The organism is Maricaulis sp., from assembly GCF_030149235.1.
Taxonomy (GTDB): Bacteria; Pseudomonadota; Alphaproteobacteria; order Caulobacterales; family Maricaulaceae; genus Maricaulis.
Map to the genome: position 1 here is coordinate 1 of NZ_JASBRW010000064.1, position 17,864 is coordinate 17,864.

The following is a 17,864-nucleotide window of genomic DNA, read 5'->3' on the forward strand; positions in this document are numbered from 1 at the left end:
CAACCGTCCAAGCTCGTCCGCAAGCGTCGGCACGGTTTCCGCGCGCGCATGGCCACGAAGGCTGGCCGCCAGGTTCTGGCACGCCGCCGGGCCAAGGGTCGCAAGCGCCTGTCCGCCTAAGGACTATGATCGCGCCGCCGATCGCCATTAGGCGACTGAAAAAGCGGCGCGAATTCCTTTACGTCGCCAAGGGCCGCAAAGCGGTTCAACGTGGTGTGGTCATCCAGGCCCGCCGCCGCGACGGCAATTCCCATTGCTCTATCGGCTTCACTGCAAGTAAGAAGGTCGGCAATGCGGTGCTGCGCAATCGCGCCAAGCGCCGGCTGAGGGAGACAGCGCGGCTGCTACTCCCTCTCCACGGGGAGCCGGGCTTTGACTATGTATTCATCGCACGAGCGGCCACGCCCGACCGGGAGTGGCCGAAGCTTATGAAGGATGTTGAGTCCGCCCTTGCCGGTCTGAAGGCTGACAAGCCGGGGGACCGCGCTGAGAAGAAAGCCTGAGGGGCCTGCCGTTATGGGCGAAGAAAACCGAAATCTATTCCTGGCCATGGGCCTGATGCTGGTGATCTGGCTCGGCTTCACGATCTTCGTGTTCGAGCCGGCTGCACAGGAACGCCGCGAAGAACAGGCTGCCATTGAAGCCGCCGAGATGGCGCAGGAAGCCCTGGATCCGGATCTGCCTGCCGATACGGCCACCACGTCTGGCGCCGTCACCACGATGGACCGCCCTGAAGCCCTGGCCGCGGCACCGCGCATCGAGATCGACGCACCGAGCGTTGAGGGCACGCTGTCTCTGGAAGGCGCACGCCTCGATGATCTGCGCCTGCGCCGCCACTTCACCGAAGTCGGCTCGGACGAGATGATTGCGCTGCTCAACCCGATCGGCACCGAGCATGTCTTCTACGCCCGCGACGGCTGGCAGTCGGCCACACCGGGCATGAATGACCTCCCCGGTGGGTCAACGCGCTGGACCCTGCTGTCGGGCAGTCGCCTGACGCCGGACACTCCGGTCGTGCTCGGCTATGAAAGCGAAAGCGGTCTGAGCTTCGAGCGTACGATCGAAATCAATGACAACTATCTCTTCACCCTGACCGACCGCGTCACCAACACCACCTCCAGCGAGGCCGAGCTGCAGCGCTATGGCCTGGTGCGCCATGAGGGGCTGCCGGACGACCTGGCGAACAATATGGCCGCCTTTGAAGGCGCCATCGCTGTCGTCGACGGCGTCATGACGCGCGAAAAATTTTCTGCCCTGGAAGATGGCGCCAGCGCGGAGGAGAACGGTACCGGCGGCTGGGTCGGCATTACCACGCGCTACTGGATGGCCGCCGCCATCCCTGAGCTTGATACCGCCTTCACCGCCCGCTTCCGCACCATTGAACGCGGCGATATCGATGCTTTCGAGAGCTCTTATGTGGAACGCGCCGAAGTCCTCGCGCCGGGCGCCAGCCTGACCTCGACGACCTATATCTTCGCCGGCGCCAAGGAACTCGACGTTCTCGCCTCGGTGCAAAACGACATCGGCGTCGAGAAATTCGACATGGCCTACAACTGGGGCTGGCTCTGGTTCCTGGTGCGCCCCTTTGTCTGGCTGCTGACCCTGCTGGAAAACGTCCTCGGCGATGTCGGCCTGGCGATCCTGGCTCTGACGCTGATCATCAAGGTGCTGATGTTCCCGCTGGCCAACCGCTCCTATGCCTCCCTGGCGCGTATGAAAATCATGCAGCCGAAGATGCAGGAAATCCGCGAGCGCTATGCCTCGGATACCCAGAAGCAGCAGCAGGCGATGATGGAGCTGTATCGTCGCGAGAAGATCAATCCGCTCGCCGGCTGTCTGCCGATCCTGCCGCAGATCCCGATCTTCTTCGCCCTGTTCCAGACCCTGGTGAATGCGCTGGAGCTGCGCCATGCGCCTTTCTATGGCTGGATCTCCGACATGTCGGCTCCGGACCCGACCAATATGTGGAACCTGTTCGGCCTGTTGCCGTTCGACCCGTCGGGCATGTTCCTGATCGGTGGCATTCTGGGCCTGGGCGCCTGGCCGATCATCATGGGCATCACCATGGCCGCACAGCAGGCGCTCAACCCGCCGCCGCCCGACCCGGTCCAAGCGCGCATCTTCGCCTTCCTGCCGATCGTCTTCACCTTCGTCCTCGCCGGCTTCGCCGCCGGTCTGGTGATCTACTGGGCCTGGAACAACTTCCTTACCGTGATCCAGCAATACGTGATCATGCGCCGCCACGGTAACGAGACCCAGCTCGACAAGCTCATCGCACGCCTGCGCAACAAGGCGTCCGGGAGCGAAAGCTGAGTACGGACGACGATCTGGATCTGACGGCCGGGCGCAAACTCTTCGGGCGCCCGGTCAATTTCCTTATGGGCGCGGTGGACCTTGAGCGTCTGCCGCCGCCGGACCGGATCGAGATCGCCTTTGCCGGACGCTCCAATGTCGGCAAGTCCTCGCTGATCAATGCCCTGACTAATCAGAAGGGCCTCGCGCGTGCCTCCGGTGAACCGGGCCGGACGCGGGAGCTGAATTTCTTCGACATCGAGGATAGTGAACTGCGCATCGTCGACCTGCCCGGCTACGGCTATGCCAAGGCCCCCAAGGATGTGGTCGAGAAATGGACCCGGCTGACCCGGGCCTTCCTGCGCGGACGGGTCAATCTGAAGCGCGTCTACCTGCTCATCGACAGCCGCCACGGCCTGAAGAAGGTCGATGAGAGCATCATGGATGTCTTCGATGAGAGCGCGGTGAGCTATCAGATCGTTCTGACCAAGACCGACAAGATCAAGCCACCTGCCGTCAAGCGCATCACAGAAGAAACCGCGGCCGCCATCATCAAGCGTCCGGCCGCCTTCCCGCGCGTGCTCAGCACCTCCTCAGCCAAGCGTGACGGTGTCGATGAGCTGCGCGCAGAGATCGCCGCCCTTGCCAAACTGGGCTGATGACGCCAAGACAAATCCCATGTGGACCCGTCTTGTTCTTCTGCTTGCCCTGCTGACCCCGCTCTCCGCGCCGGCGCAGGCCACGGAGCTGTGCAACAGCACCAGCTATGTCGTGCGTCTGGCGACCGGCTGGACTGTCGATGAAGGTGTGGCCATCCAGGGCTGGCAACGCATACGCCCGGGCGAATGCGCGGAAACCCCGGCCCAGATCGATCTCGATAGCGAGTTTCCGGTCTTCTATTACGCCAAGACGTCCGAAGCCTATCTCGGCGGTGTGCGCGAATGGCGTGGCTCTGTGCCGCTCTGCGCCGATGACGCGGATTTCGATGTCGTCGCCAACAGGGTCTGTTCCGCTTTCGGACTGGCAACACGTGAGTTCATCATGCGCGAGGGCCCCGATCGCGAGCGAACCGTGCTGGTCGAGCCGGACCGCTATGAACTGCCGCCGGAGAGCGGGCGACGGCGCCAGGCCGCACCCTATGCGGATACGGCGGGAATCCAGCGCCTGCTGGAGAGCTCCGGCTACTCCATTTCCTCGGTCGACGGTTTTGAAGGCCGCGGCACACGGCGCGCCATTTCCGATTTCCTTGAAGACGCCGGGCTGAGCGCCCGCCCCTCCCAGGCCGAATTGATCGACGCCCTTGAATCGGCGGCCCTGGCCCGCAATGCGACCAGCGGCATCACGGTCTGCAATCGTTCGCTCCGCGATGTCACCATCGCCATCGCCCATCGCACCAATGGTGACTGGGAATCGCGCGGCTGGTGGCGGTTGTTCAATGGCGAATGCGCCCGGACGCTGGCGGCCAATCTGGAAACCGCCAACGCCTATATCTATGCCGAACAGATTTCCTCGGCCGGACGGCGCTATATGCGCGATGGCGAGGAGGCGTTCTGCATTGCACCGGCCCGCTTCGTGGCCGAAGGCCAGGAGGCCTGTGCCGAGCGTGGCTATGGTGCGACGCTTTTCCGCCCCATCCCCGATCCGGTCGATGGCGGTGTTCGTATTGATATCCAGGACAGTGATTTCCAGGATACCCAGCCTTGAGCTCTCAACGCCCCGACCTGACCCATATCGACCATTGGGTCTTCGATCTCGACCACACCCTCTACCCGTCCGATGCCGCGATCATGGTGCAGATCGACAAGCGCATGACGCAATACGTCATGAAACTGCTCGACCTGCCGCGCGACAAGGCACGCGAGGTGCAGAAAACCTACTGGCATGACTACGGCACCACGCTGAGCGGGCTGATGGAGAACCACAGCGTCGACATGCACGACTTTCTCGATTTCGTGCACGATGTGGATGCCAGCGTCATCGATCCTGATCCTCTTCTGGCCGAACGCATTGCAGCCCTGCCCGGCCGCCGCCTTGTCTATACCAATGGCTCGGTCGGGCATGCCGAGAACATTCTCGGCCGTCTGGGCCTGACCCACTTGTTCGAGGATATTTTCGACGTCGCCGCCTCGGGCTTTACGCCCAAGCCGCAGCGCGCCGGGTTCGACCGTTTCGCCGAGCGCTTCAACCTCCCGGTCAAACAGAGCGTCATGTTCGAGGACAGTGTGCGCAATCTGAAGACGGCACACGAGATGGGCTTTACCACCGTGCTCATTCAGGCCAAAGACGGCGAACACAATCACGACAGCGTCCCGCCGGGCGTCCATCCCGACCATGTCCACTATGCCGTCGAATGCCTGCGGACCTTCCTGGGCGATATCGAGACGGCCGAGACCAAAGAGCGAAAAGCATGACCACCGACCTGCAATCCGTCATCGAAACCGCTTGGGAAAACCGCGACGGCGTCAATGCCGAGACCCGCGGCGAAATCCGCGAAGCGGTCGAGGCCGCGATCGGCCTGCTCGACAGCGGCCAGGCCCGTGTTGCCTCAAAAGAAGGCAATGGCGACTGGATTGTGCATCAATGGCTGAAAAAGGCTGTTCTGCTGGGTTTCCGGCTCAATTCAATGGACATGATCGAGGGCGGCGTCGCCGGCTCGAAATGGTGGGACAAGGTGCCTTCCAAGTTCGAAGACTGGAGCGCCGAGGACTTCGCCAAGGCCGGTTTCCGGGCCGTGCCGCCCTGCGCCGTACGCCGCGGTTCCTTTATTGCGCCTGGCGCGGTGCTGATGCCCTCCTACGTCAACCTGGGCGCCTATGTCGATGAAGGCACCATGGTCGACACCTGGGCCACGGTCGGCTCCTGTGCCCAAATCGGCAAGCGCGTGCATATCTCAGGCGGCGTCGGCATTGGCGGCGTGCTCGAGCCGCTTCAGGCCGGTCCGGTGATCATCGAGGACGATGTCTTCATCGGTGCGCGCTCGGAAGTGGCTGAAGGCGTGATCGTGCGCGAGGGCGCAGTTATCTCAATGGGCGTCTTCCTCGGCCAGTCGACCAAGATTGTTGACCGCGAAACCGGCGAGATCACCCGCGGCGAAATCCCGGCCTATGCCGTGGTCGTTCCGGGCACGCTGCCCGATCCCAAGGGCGGCCCATCGCTGGCCTGTGCCGTCATCGTCAAACGCGTCGACGCCCAGACCCGGTCCAAGACTGCCATCAACGAGCTGCTGCGCTAAGCCAGGTCTCGATCCCTCGTGCGGCGGTCATGCCAGTCGCAAAGCTCGCCTGCAGCAGATAGCCGCCAGTCGGGGCATCCCAGTCGAGCATTTCCCCGGCGGCAAACACGCCCGGCCGGGCGCGCAGCATCAGCGTGTCCGTCAACGCCTCCTGGCGTATGCCGCCAGAGGATGAGATCGCCCGCTCGAGACCGCGCTGACCGGTGACGGTGAGCGCGATGGCCTTGATGCGGCGTGCCAACGCCTCCGGCTCGCGCGGGACATCTTCGCTTTCAAACACCAGGGCCGCGGCCTGCGGAGCGAGCTTGAGAGTTTTCTTCAGCAGGGTTGGCAGGGACTGCCCCGGACGCGCCTTGCCCAACCTCGCGGCCAGCTGCTCCACGGTCTGATTAGGTCGCAGATCGAGCTCAATCCTGGCCGGTCCGGCTGCGAGCGCGCGCCGCAAGGGCTCGGACAGCGCATAAACCGCTCCACCCTCCAGCCCGTAGGCCGCGATCACCGCCTCGCCCTTCACCGTTTCCTCGCCGATCGCCAGCCCGATCGTCTTCAGCGGCTGACCGGCAAAGCGTGACTTCAGATGCTCGCTCCAGGCAATTTCGATACCGCAATTAGAGGCCTGGAAGTTCGCGATCTCGACGCCGGCTTCGCTGAGCCAGGGCACCCAGGCTGCGTCCGAGCCCAGCCGGGGCCAGCTTGCGCCACCGAGCGCCAGCAGGGTCGCCCTGGGTTCAACGCGCAGGGCTGCGCTCTCTCCGGTGTCGAACACCAGCGCGTCGGCATCCCATCCGGACCAGCGGTGACGCAGATGAAAGATCACGCCCAACCCCTCCAGCCGTGCACGCCAGGCGCGCAGGAGAGGCGAGGCTTTCATCGCCTTGGGGAAGACCCGGCCGCTTGAACCGACAAAGGTCTCCGCTTCAAGCCCGTCGGCCCAGATACGCAGGTCAGTAGGCGAAAAGGCATCAATGCAGGTCTTCAACCAGGCCGCCGCCTCGCGATAACGGGTGTCGAACCGGTCCCGCCCCTCGGAATGGGTCAGATTGAGCCCGCCACGACCGGCCATGAGGAATTTGCGCCCCAGGGTCGGCATGCGCTCAAAGACGTGCACACCATGACCAGCGCGCGCGAGATGCTCGGCGGCGATTAGTCCGGCAGGGCCGCCGCCGATTATGGCGATGTCAGGCTTCAGGCTCATGGGATGAGGTCTAGTCGGCTGCGCGCATATGACCAAGCCTTGCTGCACATTGCGCGCTACCGTTTTTCGCTCGAATCTGCTCGAATACGCTTTGACGCAAGACACAAAGGGGCGCGCCATGAGCGATGAAATGATCAAAGACAAGCCGGCCGCAGCCAATCCGGCGGCGCCCTATGGTTCCGCCGACAACCCGTCCGAGTTCGATGTGCTCGGCCGGATGGGCAAGGACGAGCCCTATTTCATCATCCGCGGCGGCGACCCGCTGTCGGACGCGCTGGTCGAGCTGCACGCCTATATCGGTGCCGGCCAGACCGGTGCCGCGCACGACACGCTTGAGCGCATCCTCGCCCTGACGGCACAAAACCCGCCGCGCCCGGTCGGTTCTCCGAAATATCGCGAGACCTTCAAGATCTCGGTCTCGATGGAACGCTATCGCGAGACCCACGGTCGTTCGCACTAGGAAAACCCGGGTAATCTGCACCGGCTGACTGGCGAAGGCGGTTTCACTGGCTATGTTGCGGGTATGACCGAGCTTTCCACCCTCGCCGACCCGCTTCCGCTGGCCCGCCGCCTGATCCAGCGCCCCTCGATCACTCCGGTCGATGCGGGTGCGCTGGACGTGATGCAGGACGGGCTGGAAGCACTGGGCTTCCATTGCCGCCGCATGCCGTTCGACGATGTCGACAATCTCTATGCCCGGCTGGGTGAAGAGAGCCCCTGCTTCATGTTCGCCGGCCACACCGATGTCGTGCCGGTCGGGGACGAGGCCGGCTGGACCCGCCCGCCCTTCGCCGCTGAGGATGAAGACGGCGTGCTCTGGGGGCGCGGTGCTGCGGACATGAAGGGCGCGCTGGCCGCCATGGTCGCCGCTGTACAGCGCTTTCTCGATGCGAAGGGCCAACCGCAGGGCTCGATCGCTTTCCTGATTACAGGCGATGAGGAAGGCTGGGCCATCAATGGCACGCGAAGGGTTCTTGAAGCCCTCGACGCCGAAGGCGTGACCTTTGATCATTGCCTGGTCGGTGAGCCAACCAACCCGCATGAAATGGGCGAAGTAATAAAATCCGGCCGTCGCGGCTCGCTCAATGGCCGCATCACCGTCAATGGCCGCCAGGGCCATGTCGCCTATCCGGAACGCGCAGAAAACCCGATCCCGCCATTGCTGGACTTGTTGAACCGTTTGCAGGCGCGCGAACTGGACCAGGGTCATCCTCCCTTCCAGCCGTCCAATCTGGAAATCATCTCCATCGATGTCGGCAATGAAGCGACCAATGTGATCCCGGCTTCAGCCGAGGCGCGGTTCAATATCCGCTTCAACATCAAACACAAGGGCGCCGAGCTGGCGCAGTGGATCGAGAATGAGGCGGCCAAGGTCGATCTCGATTTCGACGGGACGATCGATCTCGATCTGCGCATTTCGGGCGAGGCCTTCCTGACGCCGGCCGGTGATTTCACCACCCTGATCCAGGACGCCGCCGAAGCAGAAACCGGTCGCCGGCCCGCCCTGTCGACGGGTGGCGGCACATCAGATGCCCGCTTCATCCAGGCTTATGGTCCGGTGGCCGAGTTCGGTCTGGTCGGCGCGACCATGCATCAGGTCGACGAACGCGTGGATATCGCGGATATAGAGTGCCTGACCGCGATCTATACACGGATCCTGGAGCGCTATTTCGAGGACACGCCCGCATGATACGGCTCGCCGCCGAGGCCTTTCTGTCCCTGCGCAGCCTCTACAAGGCCCTGACCTTCAAGAAGGATTGGCAGGCCGGGCTGGATGTCTCCTCACGGGGATTATGGCACTCCTTTGCCGCAGCCCTGATCTGCCTGCCCTTCTTTCTGCTGATCCTGGCCGGGGGCAGCCGGATCGGCCTGACCGAACAGGTCGCGCCCTTCTGGTGGCACTTCCTCCTGTCCTGGCCGCTCTTCATGATCATTGCCGGCCTGATCACCCGCCTGTTGGGCGCCACGGAGCGCTTTACGCCCTGGGTGGTGATGCATAATTGGGGCGTGGTCTGGCTCTATGGCCTTCTCGCGGTTATGTGGTCGCTACAGATCTCCGGCCTGATCGGCGTCACCACACTCGGCGTGCTGCTGGTGTTCGTTTACGACTATGTCCGCCTGCTGGCGCACTGGCGCATCGCCTATCTCGCCCTCGGAACCCCGACCATCACGTCTGCGCTGATCGCGGCGGTTCCGATCCTGGTCAGCGAGATCATGGGCGTTGGCCTGATCCGGATTTACGGTGTCGGCGGATAATCGACGGCGGTCAGGTAGAGCCCGTCCGGCGGCGCCACGGGGCCACAGCGCTTACGGTCGGCGGCATCGAGCGCAGCCTTGAAATCCTTCGGTGTCCACTTTCCAAGCCCGACCTCGACCAGCGAGCCGGTGATCGAACGTACCTGGCGATGCAGGAAGGAGCGCGCCTCGACCGTAATCTGGACTTCCTCGCCGAGGCGCGAAACCGAGGCCTTGTCGATGGATTTGACCGGGGTTTCCGCCTGGCACTGGGCGTCGCGGAAAGTGGTGAAGTCGTGCGTCCCGATCAGGAATTGCGCGGCAGCATGCATGGCCTCGGCATCGAGGTGCTTGGGCACGCGCCAGGCCTGGCCGCGATCCAGCGTCAGCGGCACGCGGCGATCGATGATGCGATAGAGATAGGCCCGGTTGATGGCGGAAAAACGGGCGTGGAAATCCTCTTCCACGCGCTCGGCCTCGACCACGGCCACCGGGTTTGGTTTCAAATGATAATTGATCGCGTCGCGGACCTTGTCCTCGGCCAGGTCCTTGACCAGGTCGAGATGCGCAACCTGCCCCAGCGCATGGACGCCACTATCGGTGCGTCCGGCGCCCTGAACGATAACGGGGGCACCATCAAGCTTGGTCGCGGCCTGTTCCAGCGCGGCCTGGACGGACGGCCCGTTTTCCTGGCGCTGCCAGCCCTGGAAAGGGCCACCATCATATTCGATTGTCAGCTTGTAGCGCGGCATCAGCTCAGCTTCGTTCCGGCGGAAACCGGTGTACCACGCAGGAAGTCCTCGGCCGCCATCACACCCTTGCCCTCGCGCTGAAGCCGGGTGAGACGCAGCGAGTCCGAGCCGCAGGCAATGGTCAATTGGTCATCCAGGGCTTCACCGGCATTCCCGGACTCACCGGCTTTTTCTGCCATCAGAACCTTGATGCGCACCGGACCCTTTTCCCCGTCCAGTTCGAACCAGGCGCCGGGGAAAGGCGATAGCCCGCGGATGTGATTGGCCAGGTCCGCGGCCGGACGTGACCAGTCAATACGAGCTTCGGCCGGCGAAATCTTCTTCGCATAGGTCGCTCCGTCTTCGTCCTGGGCCACGGCCTCGAGGGATCCACGCTCCAGCGCCGAGAGCGCCCGCGACCACATCAGGGCACCGGCGTCGCGCAGCTTGTTGTGCAGCGTGCCAGACGTGTCTTCCGGCGCGATCTTTACGGTTTCCGACAGCAGGATCGGCCCGGTATCGAGCCCCGCTTCCATCTGCTGGATCTGCACCCCTGTGACCTCGTCACCGGCCATGATGGCACGCTGGATCGGCGCAGCCCCGCGCCAGCGCGGCAGCAGGGAGGCATGCAGGTTGAGGCAGCCATGGCGTGGTGCGTCGAGCGCCGCCTGGGGCAGGATCTGGCCATAGGCGACGACAGCGGCGACATCGCAATCGAGCGCTTCGAAATCCGCGATCACTTCGGGGTCCTTGAAGCTTTTCGGCGTGTGTACGGGAATGCCGAGGATTTCGGCCAGCTGGTGCACCTCGGTTTTCTGCTCCGACTGCCCGCGGCCGCGGCGGCGCGGCGGCTGGGTATAGACACGGACGACCTCATGACCGGCCGCGGCGATCTCGGCGAGCGAGCGGGCGGCAAAATCCGGCGTGCCCATAAAGGCGATACGAAGTGTCATGCAAAACCCCGTGCGTCATGTCACATTCAGATGGTTGGCGCTGTGATACGTCAGCTTGAAGACCCGCGCCAAGGGGGGAGGACATGATGACCCGGATTGCAGCCCTGATCGCCTTAGTTTTCCTGGCAGCTTGCCAGGCCACCTCACCGGAACCGCCAACCGGGGAATTGCCCGTGCGCGAGCCAGTGGAAGTCGGTGGCCTGTGCGGCGGCATGATGGGCCTCGCCTGCGCCGGCGAGAACACCTTCTGCGATTATTCGCCCGAAGCCATGTGTGGCGCGGCCGACCAGATGGGCACTTGCCGCGAAATGCACCCGATGTGCACGCGCGAATATCGCCCGGTCTGCGGTTGTGACGGCCAGACCTATTCCAATGCCTGTGTCGCGGCGTCAAACGGCGTCAGCGTGGCCAGCGATGGGGCTTGCCAGGCCTAACCCTATTCATGCCCCCAGGGCGCCGGCGGCGCCTCGACCGGGCGGGTCAGGTCAAATTCGGCCGCGAAATAACGCTCCGGACGGCTTAGCTCATAGGTGAAGCTCGTCTCGGTCACGGTGATGGACCAGGTGTTCTGCATCGAGGCCGGGATGTTTTCACGCTCGAACAGGTCGCGTGAATAAGGATCGGCCGGAAACTCCATACGGCCCGGCGTGGAAAAATCGCGGCCCGTGCCGCCATACATGGTCAGCACATCCTCGCTGCCATCCTCATGACGGTGGTCATGCTTCAGCGTCACCGAACGGTTCCAGCATTGCGCATCCATCATGATGACTTCCTGGCCATTGAGCTGGGTCGGCCCGGGAGCGAAGTGCGGACAAATGCCCGGCCAGCCTTCATAGGTCAGGATCCAGGTGCGTGAACGGTTTTCACCGACATGCAGCGGCACGCGGATCTCGTTATCGCCGCACTCCCGGAAATGAATGGTCAGCACTTCCGACGCCCAGTCCGCGTCCTGCGGATCGTCGGAGATGACACGGCCCTCGAACGCCTGGCCGCAATAGGGGCGGAGCTGGTTAAACACGGCCGGCGGGCCGAGGTCGACGGTGCGGGGCATCCACATGCCGGTGATGATGTTAGCGTCGTCCACTTCCGGGCCGATCACCAGCTCCGAGCCGGGCTGAGTCGCCTGCGCGGCAGCCGATGTGGCCTCAGGCGAAGCCGCTTCGGGCGCGTCCTGAGTGCCCTGACTACAACCCACCAGGGCCAGTCCGGCCGTCAGAATGATGATCCGCATGCTAAGTCTCCCGCCAGGCGATCGGTGTGATCGCTAACAACGTCCGCATGCCAAACTGAGATGCCCGACCGTGCGGGTCAAGCCAGATCAGGGGAAACTGCAGTTTCAGGCCGGAATCAGGCCGCGTCGCGGGCCTTGTCCTTTTCCAGCTTCTTCACCTTCTGTACCGCACGCTGACGCTTCAGGCGCGAGAGATAGTCGATGAAGAGCACGCCCTCGAGATGGTCCATCTCGTGCTGGATACAGGTAGCGTACATGCCCTCGGCGATCTCCTCCACCTTGTTCCCGTCATAGTCGAGATAGGTGATCTTGATGCGATCGGGGCGGTCTACGCTTTCGTAATAGCCCGGCACGGAGAGGCAGCCCTCTTCATAGGGACGCAAGCTGTCAGACGGGTCGGAAAGCACCGGATTGACGAAGAATTTCGGCGCCGCTTTGTCTTCCGGGCCGGAGAGGTCCATGACGATGATGCGCTTGGGCACGCCCACCTGGATCGCCGCCAGGCCGATACCATCGGCCTCGTACATCGTCTCCAGCATGTCATCCATGAGTTCGCGAAGCTCGTCGTCAACGCCGTCGACGGGCTTGGAGATCTCTTTCAGGATCGGATTCGGTACGGTCAGAATTTCGCGAATAGCCATGGGGCCTAAATAAGGGCTGGGACTTAACCGATCAAGAATGTGTTAGCGGTCTCGCGCAGGTATCACGCCATTGGCTATTCCACCGCTTCGGGCGCGGCCAGCGCGCGGGCGCTTTCCTCGACTTGTTTGGGTGTGTCGATGGCCGAAGCAGCGGCGGCATTGAGCTCGGCCAGTTTGCGGCCGCTCACCAGCACCCGGCTCTCCAGTGAGGACACCGCCTTGTTATAGTTCGACGTTGCGGACCGCAGGCCCGAACCGACGCGATCGAGATGGCCGGCAAACGTGTTCAGGCGCTCATAGAGCTCCGCGCCGAGGTCAGAGATCTTTTGCGCATTGTCCTCCAGCGCCTGCTGACGCCAACCATAGGCCACGGCCTTGGCCAGGGCCAGAAGCGTCGCCGGCGTTGTGATGATGACCCCGGCCTTGATCGCTTCATCGAACAGGTTGGGATCTTCATCGATGGCGGCGGCATAGAAGCTCTCACCCGGGATGAACAGCGCCACGAAGTCGATCGCGCCATCAACGGCCTGAGCATAATCCTTCTTGGCCAATTGTTTGACGTGCGTCCTCACCTGGGCGGCGTGACGGCGCCGGGCGTCCTTCTCGCTCGCCTCGTCCGGCGCTTCAACCGCATCGAGATAGGCGGTCAGGGCCACCTTGCTGTCGATCACGAAACGGCCGCCGCCCGGCAGACGGACAACAAAGTCCGGGCGCAGCTTGTCGCCGTCGGTATTGGCGGTCTGATGCTGGCTTTCATAGTCGATCCCGCGCGACAGTCCGGCGAGCTCGAGAATGTTCTCGACCGTGCGCTCGCCCCACTGGCCGCGCGTGGTAGAGGAGCGCTGCAGGGCGTTGACCAGTTTGGCCGTCTCCTGATGCTGGCGATTAAGCCCGGTCGAAAGATGACCGATCTGCTCAGCGAGGCCGGACTTGTCGGCCAGGCGCTGTTTCTCGACGGCTTCGACCTGTTCGCGCAGCGCCTTGAGACTGTCCCCAACCGGGCTGACTAGGCTCTTGAACTCCAGCACGGCCTTTTCCTGCTGCGCCCCGAGATTGGTCTTGGCGGTCTCGGCCAGTTTCTTCTGGCTGGTTTCCAGGACTTCACCGGCCAGCGCCTTGAACTTGTCCTGGATCTCACTACCCATGGCCGCCAACTGTTCCTTTTCACGAGCGAAGGCACGTTCACGCTCCTCGGCAGACGCCTTCATCGCAGCCACGGCCCGGTCGGCTTCGGCGCGATGCCCCCGCTCCTCGCTCAATTCCTTTTCCAGGCCCGCGACGCGCCGGGCCTCGGCTTCAGCCTGCAGACGGGCTTCCTGGCTTTCACCCAGGCGTTCGCGGGCCTCGTCCAGCTCACCCTTCAGATGGCTCACCTGCGCGGACAGGGTGCGGGTCCAGACCAGAAGGGCCGCCGCGAGAGCGGCGAAGACAGCGAGGCCGGCGAAGGCGGAAACAGTGAGTACATCCATAACGCTTATCCGAATCGTTCAATCGAGCCAGATGCTAGCACGCACGAAGCGACAAAAGCGGTCACCCAAAGGGCGTCGCCCATTAGGCCTGCAGCTTGCATTTCCCGCCTCAGGAGAAACGGAGACCCGAAATGCGCACCCGTATCGTATCAATCGGAGACATCAGCGCGGACGAAATCGTCCAGTGGAATGCCTGGGCGGCCCCGAACGGGACGCTGACCAGCCCCTATATGCGCTATGAGTTTGCCGAAACGGTACAGTGGGCGCGCGGCGATGTCCGTGTCGCGGTGTTTGAGGACGAGGACGGCCTGGTCGGTTTCCTGCCCCACCATGCGCCGCGCGAGGGCGTTGCCCGCCCGGTGGGCGCACCGATGAGCGATTATCAGGGCGTGATCGCCGGGGATTACTCCCGCTTCACCCCGAAAAAAGTCGTCGCCGCCACCGGCGGCTCGGCCCTGGTCTTCGACAACTGGTATTGCCCGATGGGCGGCCACAAGCCGAGCCGGCGCGGCCGTGAAGGTTCAGTCATCGCTGATTTGCGTGGCGGCCCCGAGGTCTATTTCGCGGCCCAGAAGGCAATGTTCAAGGACCATTTCAAGAAAACCGCCCGTCGCGCTCGAGCGGCCGAGCGGGATTTCGGTCCCGTCCGGGTCGAACTGGGTGATGCTTCCGGTAAAGCCTTCGCCCAGCTCTCAGCCTGGAAGCAGAAACAGTATCGCGACACCGGCAAGCTCAATGTCCTCGGCATCAGCTGGGTGCAGGACGTATTGCGCAATCTGCGCCGCCGCGAAGGTCAGGAATTTTCCGGCCTGACCGCCTCGCTCTGGTTCGGCGATCGCCTCGCCGCCGTCGAGTTCGGCTTGGTCGCCGCGGATATGTATCATTCCTGGTTCCCGGCCTATGACCCGGAACTGAGCCGCTACTCTCCAGGCCTGTTGCTTCTGCACGGCCTGTTCGAGGGGGCCGGCGAACGCGGCCTTGAGCGCATCGATCTGGGCCGGGGCGGACAGCACTACAAGAAATACTATGCCAGCTATGAAGTCCCGCTGGACCAGGGGCGCTTCCTGAAGCCGGGACTGGCCTCGCTGGGCATTGCCAGCTGGGAGACCGGCGAGAAGGCTGTCCAGGCCCTGCCGGCGCCGATCGCCAGCCTCCCGGCACGGGCCCGCCGGCGCTGGGCCCAGGTCAGCGCCTTTGAACCCAGCTGGGGGCCTCGCCTGGCCAATTTCGCGGCGTCGTTCTCGCTGTAAAGTGGCCTTAGGCGTCCATTAGGCGAGCTTCAGTCGAGCCTTTGCCTTGCCCCATTCTTCGCCCTATCTAGAGCGCAACGATAAGGAGATAACTCATGCGTCGTGTTCTTGCGCTTTCCGCTGCCGCTCTTGTTCTGGGCTCTGTCGCCCATGCCCAGGAGGTTTTCGAAACCACCCAGGCGGATTTCCGCGTTGCAACCGTGGCCGAGGGGCTCGAATTCCCCTGGGGCATCGCCTTCCTACCGGACGGCGCCATGCTGGTCAGCGAACGCGAGGGCCGGCTGCGCTATGTCGATGAGAACGGGCTGCGAGACACGGTGATCTCCGGTCTTCCCGAAGACCTGGTCGTCGAGCGCCAGGGCGGTCTGCTGGGCCTCGCCCTGCATCCTGAGTTCGAAGACAATCGCCTGGTCTATTTCGCCTATTCCGCTGGCACGGCCGCAGCGAACCACACCGCGCTGGGCCGCGGTCGCCTCAATGAGGACGCCACGGCCCTGACCGATGTGGAGGAGCTCTTCCAGGTCAATTTCGACAAGGAACGCGGTTTTCATTTCGGCGGCCGGGTCCAATTCCTCGCCGACGGCACGCTGATGCTGACGCTCGGCGATGGCGGCCTGCACCGCAATGAGAGCCAAAATCTGGCCAATCATCTCGGCACCATCGTCCGCCTCAATGATGATGGCTCGGTGCCGTTCGACAATCCCTTCGTCACCAGCCGCGGCGCCCAGCCGGAGATCTTCTCCTACGGCCACCGCAATGTGCAGGGCATCGCCATCAATCCCGAGACCGGATCGGTCTGGACCCATGAACACGGCGCACGCGGCGGCGATGAGATCAATATTGTCGCATCCGGCGCCAATTATGGCTGGCCTGCTGTGACCTACGGCATCAATTACAATGGCTCGCCGATCTCCGACGCGACCGGAGGCGAAGGCTTCGAAGAACCGATCTGGTATTGGAACCCGTCCATCGCACCGTCCGGCATGGCCTTCTACGAGGGCGACGCCTTCCCGGGCTGGCAGGGTGATGTCTTTGTCGGCGCGCTCGCCGGCTCCATGCTGGTGCGCTACGAGGTCGATGGCGACCGGGTGATCGGTGAGGAACAACTGCTGACCGAAGCCGGCCATCGCATCCGCGACGTGCAGACGGGACCGGACGGGATGATCTACATCCTGACGGATGATCTGGACGGTCTGGTGCTGCGCCTCGAGCCGGTGACGCCCTAACCCCTGAAGTCGAGCAGTTTGCGGCCGGTTGCGAGATTGCGCAGCAGGTAGACGAGCGGCGTGTCGAACGCGGCGACAAGCAATTTCACCACGATCTGACCGATGATCAGACTGCCGATCGCCGCCCACGGCAGGCTCCAGCCGAATGCCGCGACGATGAAGAAGACGCTGTTGAAGACCTGCGACAGCATGGTCGAAACATTGTTGCGCAGCCACAAGAGGTTCTTCCCTTCCTGACGGGTATGCAGGAAGTGGAACAGGAAAACATCGACCAGGGCGCTGATACCAAAAGCGATAATCCCGGCGATATTGATCCGAAGGGAACTGCCCAAAACGCCCTCGAAAGCCTGCTGACGCTCCTGCGTCCAGCTGTCCGCCACGCCGACGAAGCCGACGACGTTCTCCGCGTAGAGCGCAGCGAGGAACAGGATGAGGATGACCAAGCGCATGGCCAGGCCGGCAAATACGACCATCAGCGCCGTCGCCCGCCCCCAGACTTCCGAGATCACATCGGTGGCCAGATAGGTAATTGCAAACGCCAGGGACCCGGCCGGTACAAGCAATTCCCAGCCGAAGATCGAGACCGCGTTGATCTTGATGGCGGTCACGGCGGCCGTAACCAGGGACACCATGAACAGGCTGATGCAGAAAACCAGCACGAAATCGCGCCGGTTGACCCGCTCCGCGCCCAATAATCCCGTCTTGGTCTGCTCTGTCATGCCCGGTCCCGCCCCTGACGCACGATGCGTCTCACAGAAAGACTAGGGCGATTTTGCCGAAAGCATAGAAAAATTCAGACGCTTGACCGGCTTTTGAACGCTGCGGCTAGCGTACCGTCGTCAAGATAATCGAGTTCTCCGCCCACCGGGACGCCCCGCGCCAGCGAGGTGACACTGACCCCGGCATTCTCCAGCCGGTCAGCGAGATAGTGGGCTGTGGTCTGTCCATCGACCGTGGCGTTGAGCGCCAGCACGATCTCGGTCACCTCGGCATCCGCTGCGCGCTCGACCAGCCGGGCGATATTGAGGTCTTCCGGGCGCACGCCGTCGAGCGCCGACAAGACACCGCCAAGGACGTGATAGCGCCCCTTGAAGGCTCCGGCCCGCTCCAGCGCCCACAGATCCCCCACCGTTTCAACGACGCAGATCGCGCTGGGCTGTCGCCCGGGCGCGCTGCATACCGAGCAGGGATCGGAAACATCGAGATTTCCGCAAACCGAGCAGGCGGAGATCTTGTCGGCCGCATCGGCCAGCGCATCGGCCAGCGGCCGCATCAGCGGATCGCGCTTGGACAAGAGGAAGAGCGCGGCGCGCCGGGCCGAACGGGGGCCGAGCCCCGGCAGCTTGGCCAGAAGCGTGATCAGGCGTTCAATTTCCGGTCCGGCAGAGGCGCTACGCATGGGTCTTGTC

Annotated in this window: 21 protein-coding genes; 13 read left to right on the top strand and 8 right to left on the bottom strand. The window is 63.4% G+C overall.

Annotation, left to right across the window (positions count from 1 at the left end; genetic code table 11):
* From rpmH to dapD, 7 genes are all read left to right on the top strand, one after another.
* On the top strand, window positions 1-120 hold a 120-nt coding region (gene rpmH / locus Q1V51_RS09405), incomplete at its 5' end, for a 50S ribosomal protein L34 (RefSeq protein WP_300555746.1).
* 5 nt (window positions 121-125) lie between these two features.
* Window positions 126-503 (top strand): ribonuclease P protein component, encoded by a 378-nt coding sequence (rnpA, locus tag Q1V51_RS09410; protein WP_300555680.1) that lies wholly within the window; start codon window positions 126-128, stop codon window positions 501-503.
* A gap of 13 nt (window positions 504-516) precedes the next feature.
* Window positions 517-2,313 carry a membrane protein insertase YidC gene (gene yidC, locus Q1V51_RS09415; protein WP_300555682.1) on the top strand — a complete coding sequence of 599 codons (1,797 nt, stop codon included), beginning with the start codon at window positions 517-519 and terminating at the stop codon, window positions 2,311-2,313.
* Window positions 2,314-2,378: 65 nt separating this feature from the next.
* Window positions 2,379-2,951 carry a ribosome biogenesis GTP-binding protein YihA/YsxC gene (yihA, locus tag Q1V51_RS09420; protein WP_300555684.1) on the top strand — a complete coding sequence of 191 codons (573 nt, stop codon included), beginning with the start codon at window positions 2,379-2,381 and terminating at the stop codon, window positions 2,949-2,951.
* A 19-nt stretch (window positions 2,952-2,970) separates the two neighbouring features.
* Window positions 2,971-3,996, top strand: a complete 1,026-nt coding sequence (locus tag Q1V51_RS09425) for a DUF1036 domain-containing protein (protein WP_300555686.1) — start codon at window positions 2,971-2,973, stop codon at window positions 3,994-3,996.
* Window positions 3,993-4,703 (top strand): pyrimidine 5'-nucleotidase, encoded by a 711-nt coding sequence (locus Q1V51_RS09430; protein WP_300555688.1) that lies wholly within the window; start codon window positions 3,993-3,995, stop codon window positions 4,701-4,703. Before Q1V51_RS09425 ends, Q1V51_RS09430 begins: the two co-directional genes overlap by 4 nt.
* Window positions 4,700-5,524, top strand: a complete 825-nt coding sequence (gene dapD / locus Q1V51_RS09435; RefSeq protein WP_300555690.1) for a 2,3,4,5-tetrahydropyridine-2,6-dicarboxylate N-succinyltransferase — start codon at window positions 4,700-4,702, stop codon at window positions 5,522-5,524. The genes Q1V51_RS09430 and dapD overlap by 4 nt, the downstream gene beginning before the upstream one ends.
* On the opposite strand, the gene Q1V51_RS09440 is transcribed toward dapD, so the two are convergent.
* Window positions 5,505-6,719 carry a TIGR03862 family flavoprotein gene (locus tag Q1V51_RS09440; RefSeq protein ID WP_300555692.1) on the bottom strand — a complete coding sequence of 405 codons (1,215 nt, stop codon included), beginning with the start codon at window positions 6,717-6,719 and terminating at the stop codon, window positions 5,505-5,507. The genes dapD and Q1V51_RS09440 overlap by 20 nt on opposite strands.
* 118 nt (window positions 6,720-6,837) lie before the next feature.
* Here Q1V51_RS09440 and Q1V51_RS09445 point away from each other — a divergent pair, with 118 nt between their 5' ends.
* From Q1V51_RS09445 to Q1V51_RS09455, 3 genes are all read left to right on the top strand, one after another.
* Window positions 6,838-7,179, top strand: a complete 342-nt coding sequence (locus tag Q1V51_RS09445; protein WP_300555695.1) for an aspartate decarboxylase — start codon at window positions 6,838-6,840, stop codon at window positions 7,177-7,179.
* Between the two features lie 63 nt (window positions 7,180-7,242).
* Window positions 7,243-8,409, top strand: coding sequence for a succinyl-diaminopimelate desuccinylase (dapE, locus tag Q1V51_RS09450; protein ID WP_300555697.1), 1,167 nt, complete (start codon window positions 7,243-7,245; stop codon window positions 8,407-8,409).
* Window positions 8,406-8,975, top strand: a complete 570-nt coding sequence (locus tag Q1V51_RS09455) for a hypothetical protein (RefSeq protein ID WP_300555699.1) — start codon at window positions 8,406-8,408, stop codon at window positions 8,973-8,975. The genes dapE and Q1V51_RS09455 overlap by 4 nt, the downstream gene beginning before the upstream one ends.
* Here the strand turns inward: Q1V51_RS09455 and truA are convergent.
* Together truA and fmt are read right to left on the bottom strand one after the other, a co-directional pair.
* Window positions 8,957-9,706: a tRNA pseudouridine(38-40) synthase TruA gene (truA, locus tag Q1V51_RS09460; RefSeq protein WP_300555701.1), complete on the bottom strand. Its 750-nt coding sequence runs from the start codon at window positions 9,704-9,706 to the stop codon at window positions 8,957-8,959. The two genes, Q1V51_RS09455 and truA, sit on opposite strands and share 19 nt — an antisense overlap.
* Window positions 9,706-10,638, bottom strand: a complete 933-nt coding sequence (fmt, locus tag Q1V51_RS09465) for a methionyl-tRNA formyltransferase (protein WP_300555703.1) — start codon at window positions 10,636-10,638, stop codon at window positions 9,706-9,708. Before fmt ends, truA begins: the two co-directional genes overlap by 1 nt.
* A gap of 83 nt (window positions 10,639-10,721) precedes the next feature.
* On the opposite strand from fmt, the gene Q1V51_RS09470 reads away from it, so the two are divergent.
* On the top strand, window positions 10,722-11,072 hold the full coding sequence (locus tag Q1V51_RS09470) for a Kazal-type serine protease inhibitor (RefSeq protein ID WP_300555705.1): 351 nt from the start codon (window positions 10,722-10,724) through the stop codon (window positions 11,070-11,072).
* A 2-nt stretch (window positions 11,073-11,074) separates the two neighbouring features.
* On the opposite strand, the gene Q1V51_RS09475 is transcribed toward Q1V51_RS09470, so the two are convergent.
* The 3 genes from Q1V51_RS09475 to rmuC form a co-directional block, all read right to left on the bottom strand.
* Window positions 11,075-11,869: a hypothetical protein gene (locus tag Q1V51_RS09475; RefSeq protein ID WP_300555707.1), complete on the bottom strand. Its 795-nt coding sequence runs from the start codon at window positions 11,867-11,869 to the stop codon at window positions 11,075-11,077.
* A gap of 116 nt (window positions 11,870-11,985) precedes the next feature.
* Entirely contained in the window at window positions 11,986-12,510 is a 525-nt protein-coding gene (gene def, locus Q1V51_RS09480) for a peptide deformylase (RefSeq protein ID WP_300555709.1), read from the bottom strand.
* A 74-nt stretch (window positions 12,511-12,584) separates the two neighbouring features.
* Window positions 12,585-13,979 carry a DNA recombination protein RmuC gene (gene rmuC / locus Q1V51_RS09485; protein WP_300555711.1) on the bottom strand — a complete coding sequence of 465 codons (1,395 nt, stop codon included), beginning with the start codon at window positions 13,977-13,979 and terminating at the stop codon, window positions 12,585-12,587.
* Window positions 13,980-14,110: 131 nt separating this feature from the next.
* Here rmuC and Q1V51_RS09490 point away from each other — a divergent pair, with 131 nt between their 5' ends.
* Both Q1V51_RS09490 and Q1V51_RS09495 read left to right on the top strand, forming a co-directional pair.
* Window positions 14,111-15,229, top strand: a complete 1,119-nt coding sequence (locus Q1V51_RS09490; protein WP_300555713.1) for a GNAT family N-acetyltransferase — start codon at window positions 14,111-14,113, stop codon at window positions 15,227-15,229.
* A gap of 95 nt (window positions 15,230-15,324) precedes the next feature.
* A complete protein-coding gene (locus Q1V51_RS09495; RefSeq protein WP_300555715.1) occupies window positions 15,325-16,455 on the top strand; it encodes a PQQ-dependent sugar dehydrogenase in 1,131 nt (376 codons plus the stop codon).
* Here the strand turns inward: Q1V51_RS09495 and Q1V51_RS09500 are convergent.
* Entirely contained in the window at window positions 16,452-17,174 is a 723-nt protein-coding gene (locus tag Q1V51_RS09500) for a queuosine precursor transporter (RefSeq protein WP_300555717.1), read from the bottom strand. The genes Q1V51_RS09495 and Q1V51_RS09500 overlap by 4 nt on opposite strands.
* 74 nt (window positions 17,175-17,248) lie before the next feature.
* Window positions 17,249-17,854 carry a recombination mediator RecR gene (recR, locus tag Q1V51_RS09505; protein WP_300555719.1) on the bottom strand — a complete coding sequence of 202 codons (606 nt, stop codon included), beginning with the start codon at window positions 17,852-17,854 and terminating at the stop codon, window positions 17,249-17,251.
* Window positions 17,855-17,864 lie beyond the last annotated feature (10 nt).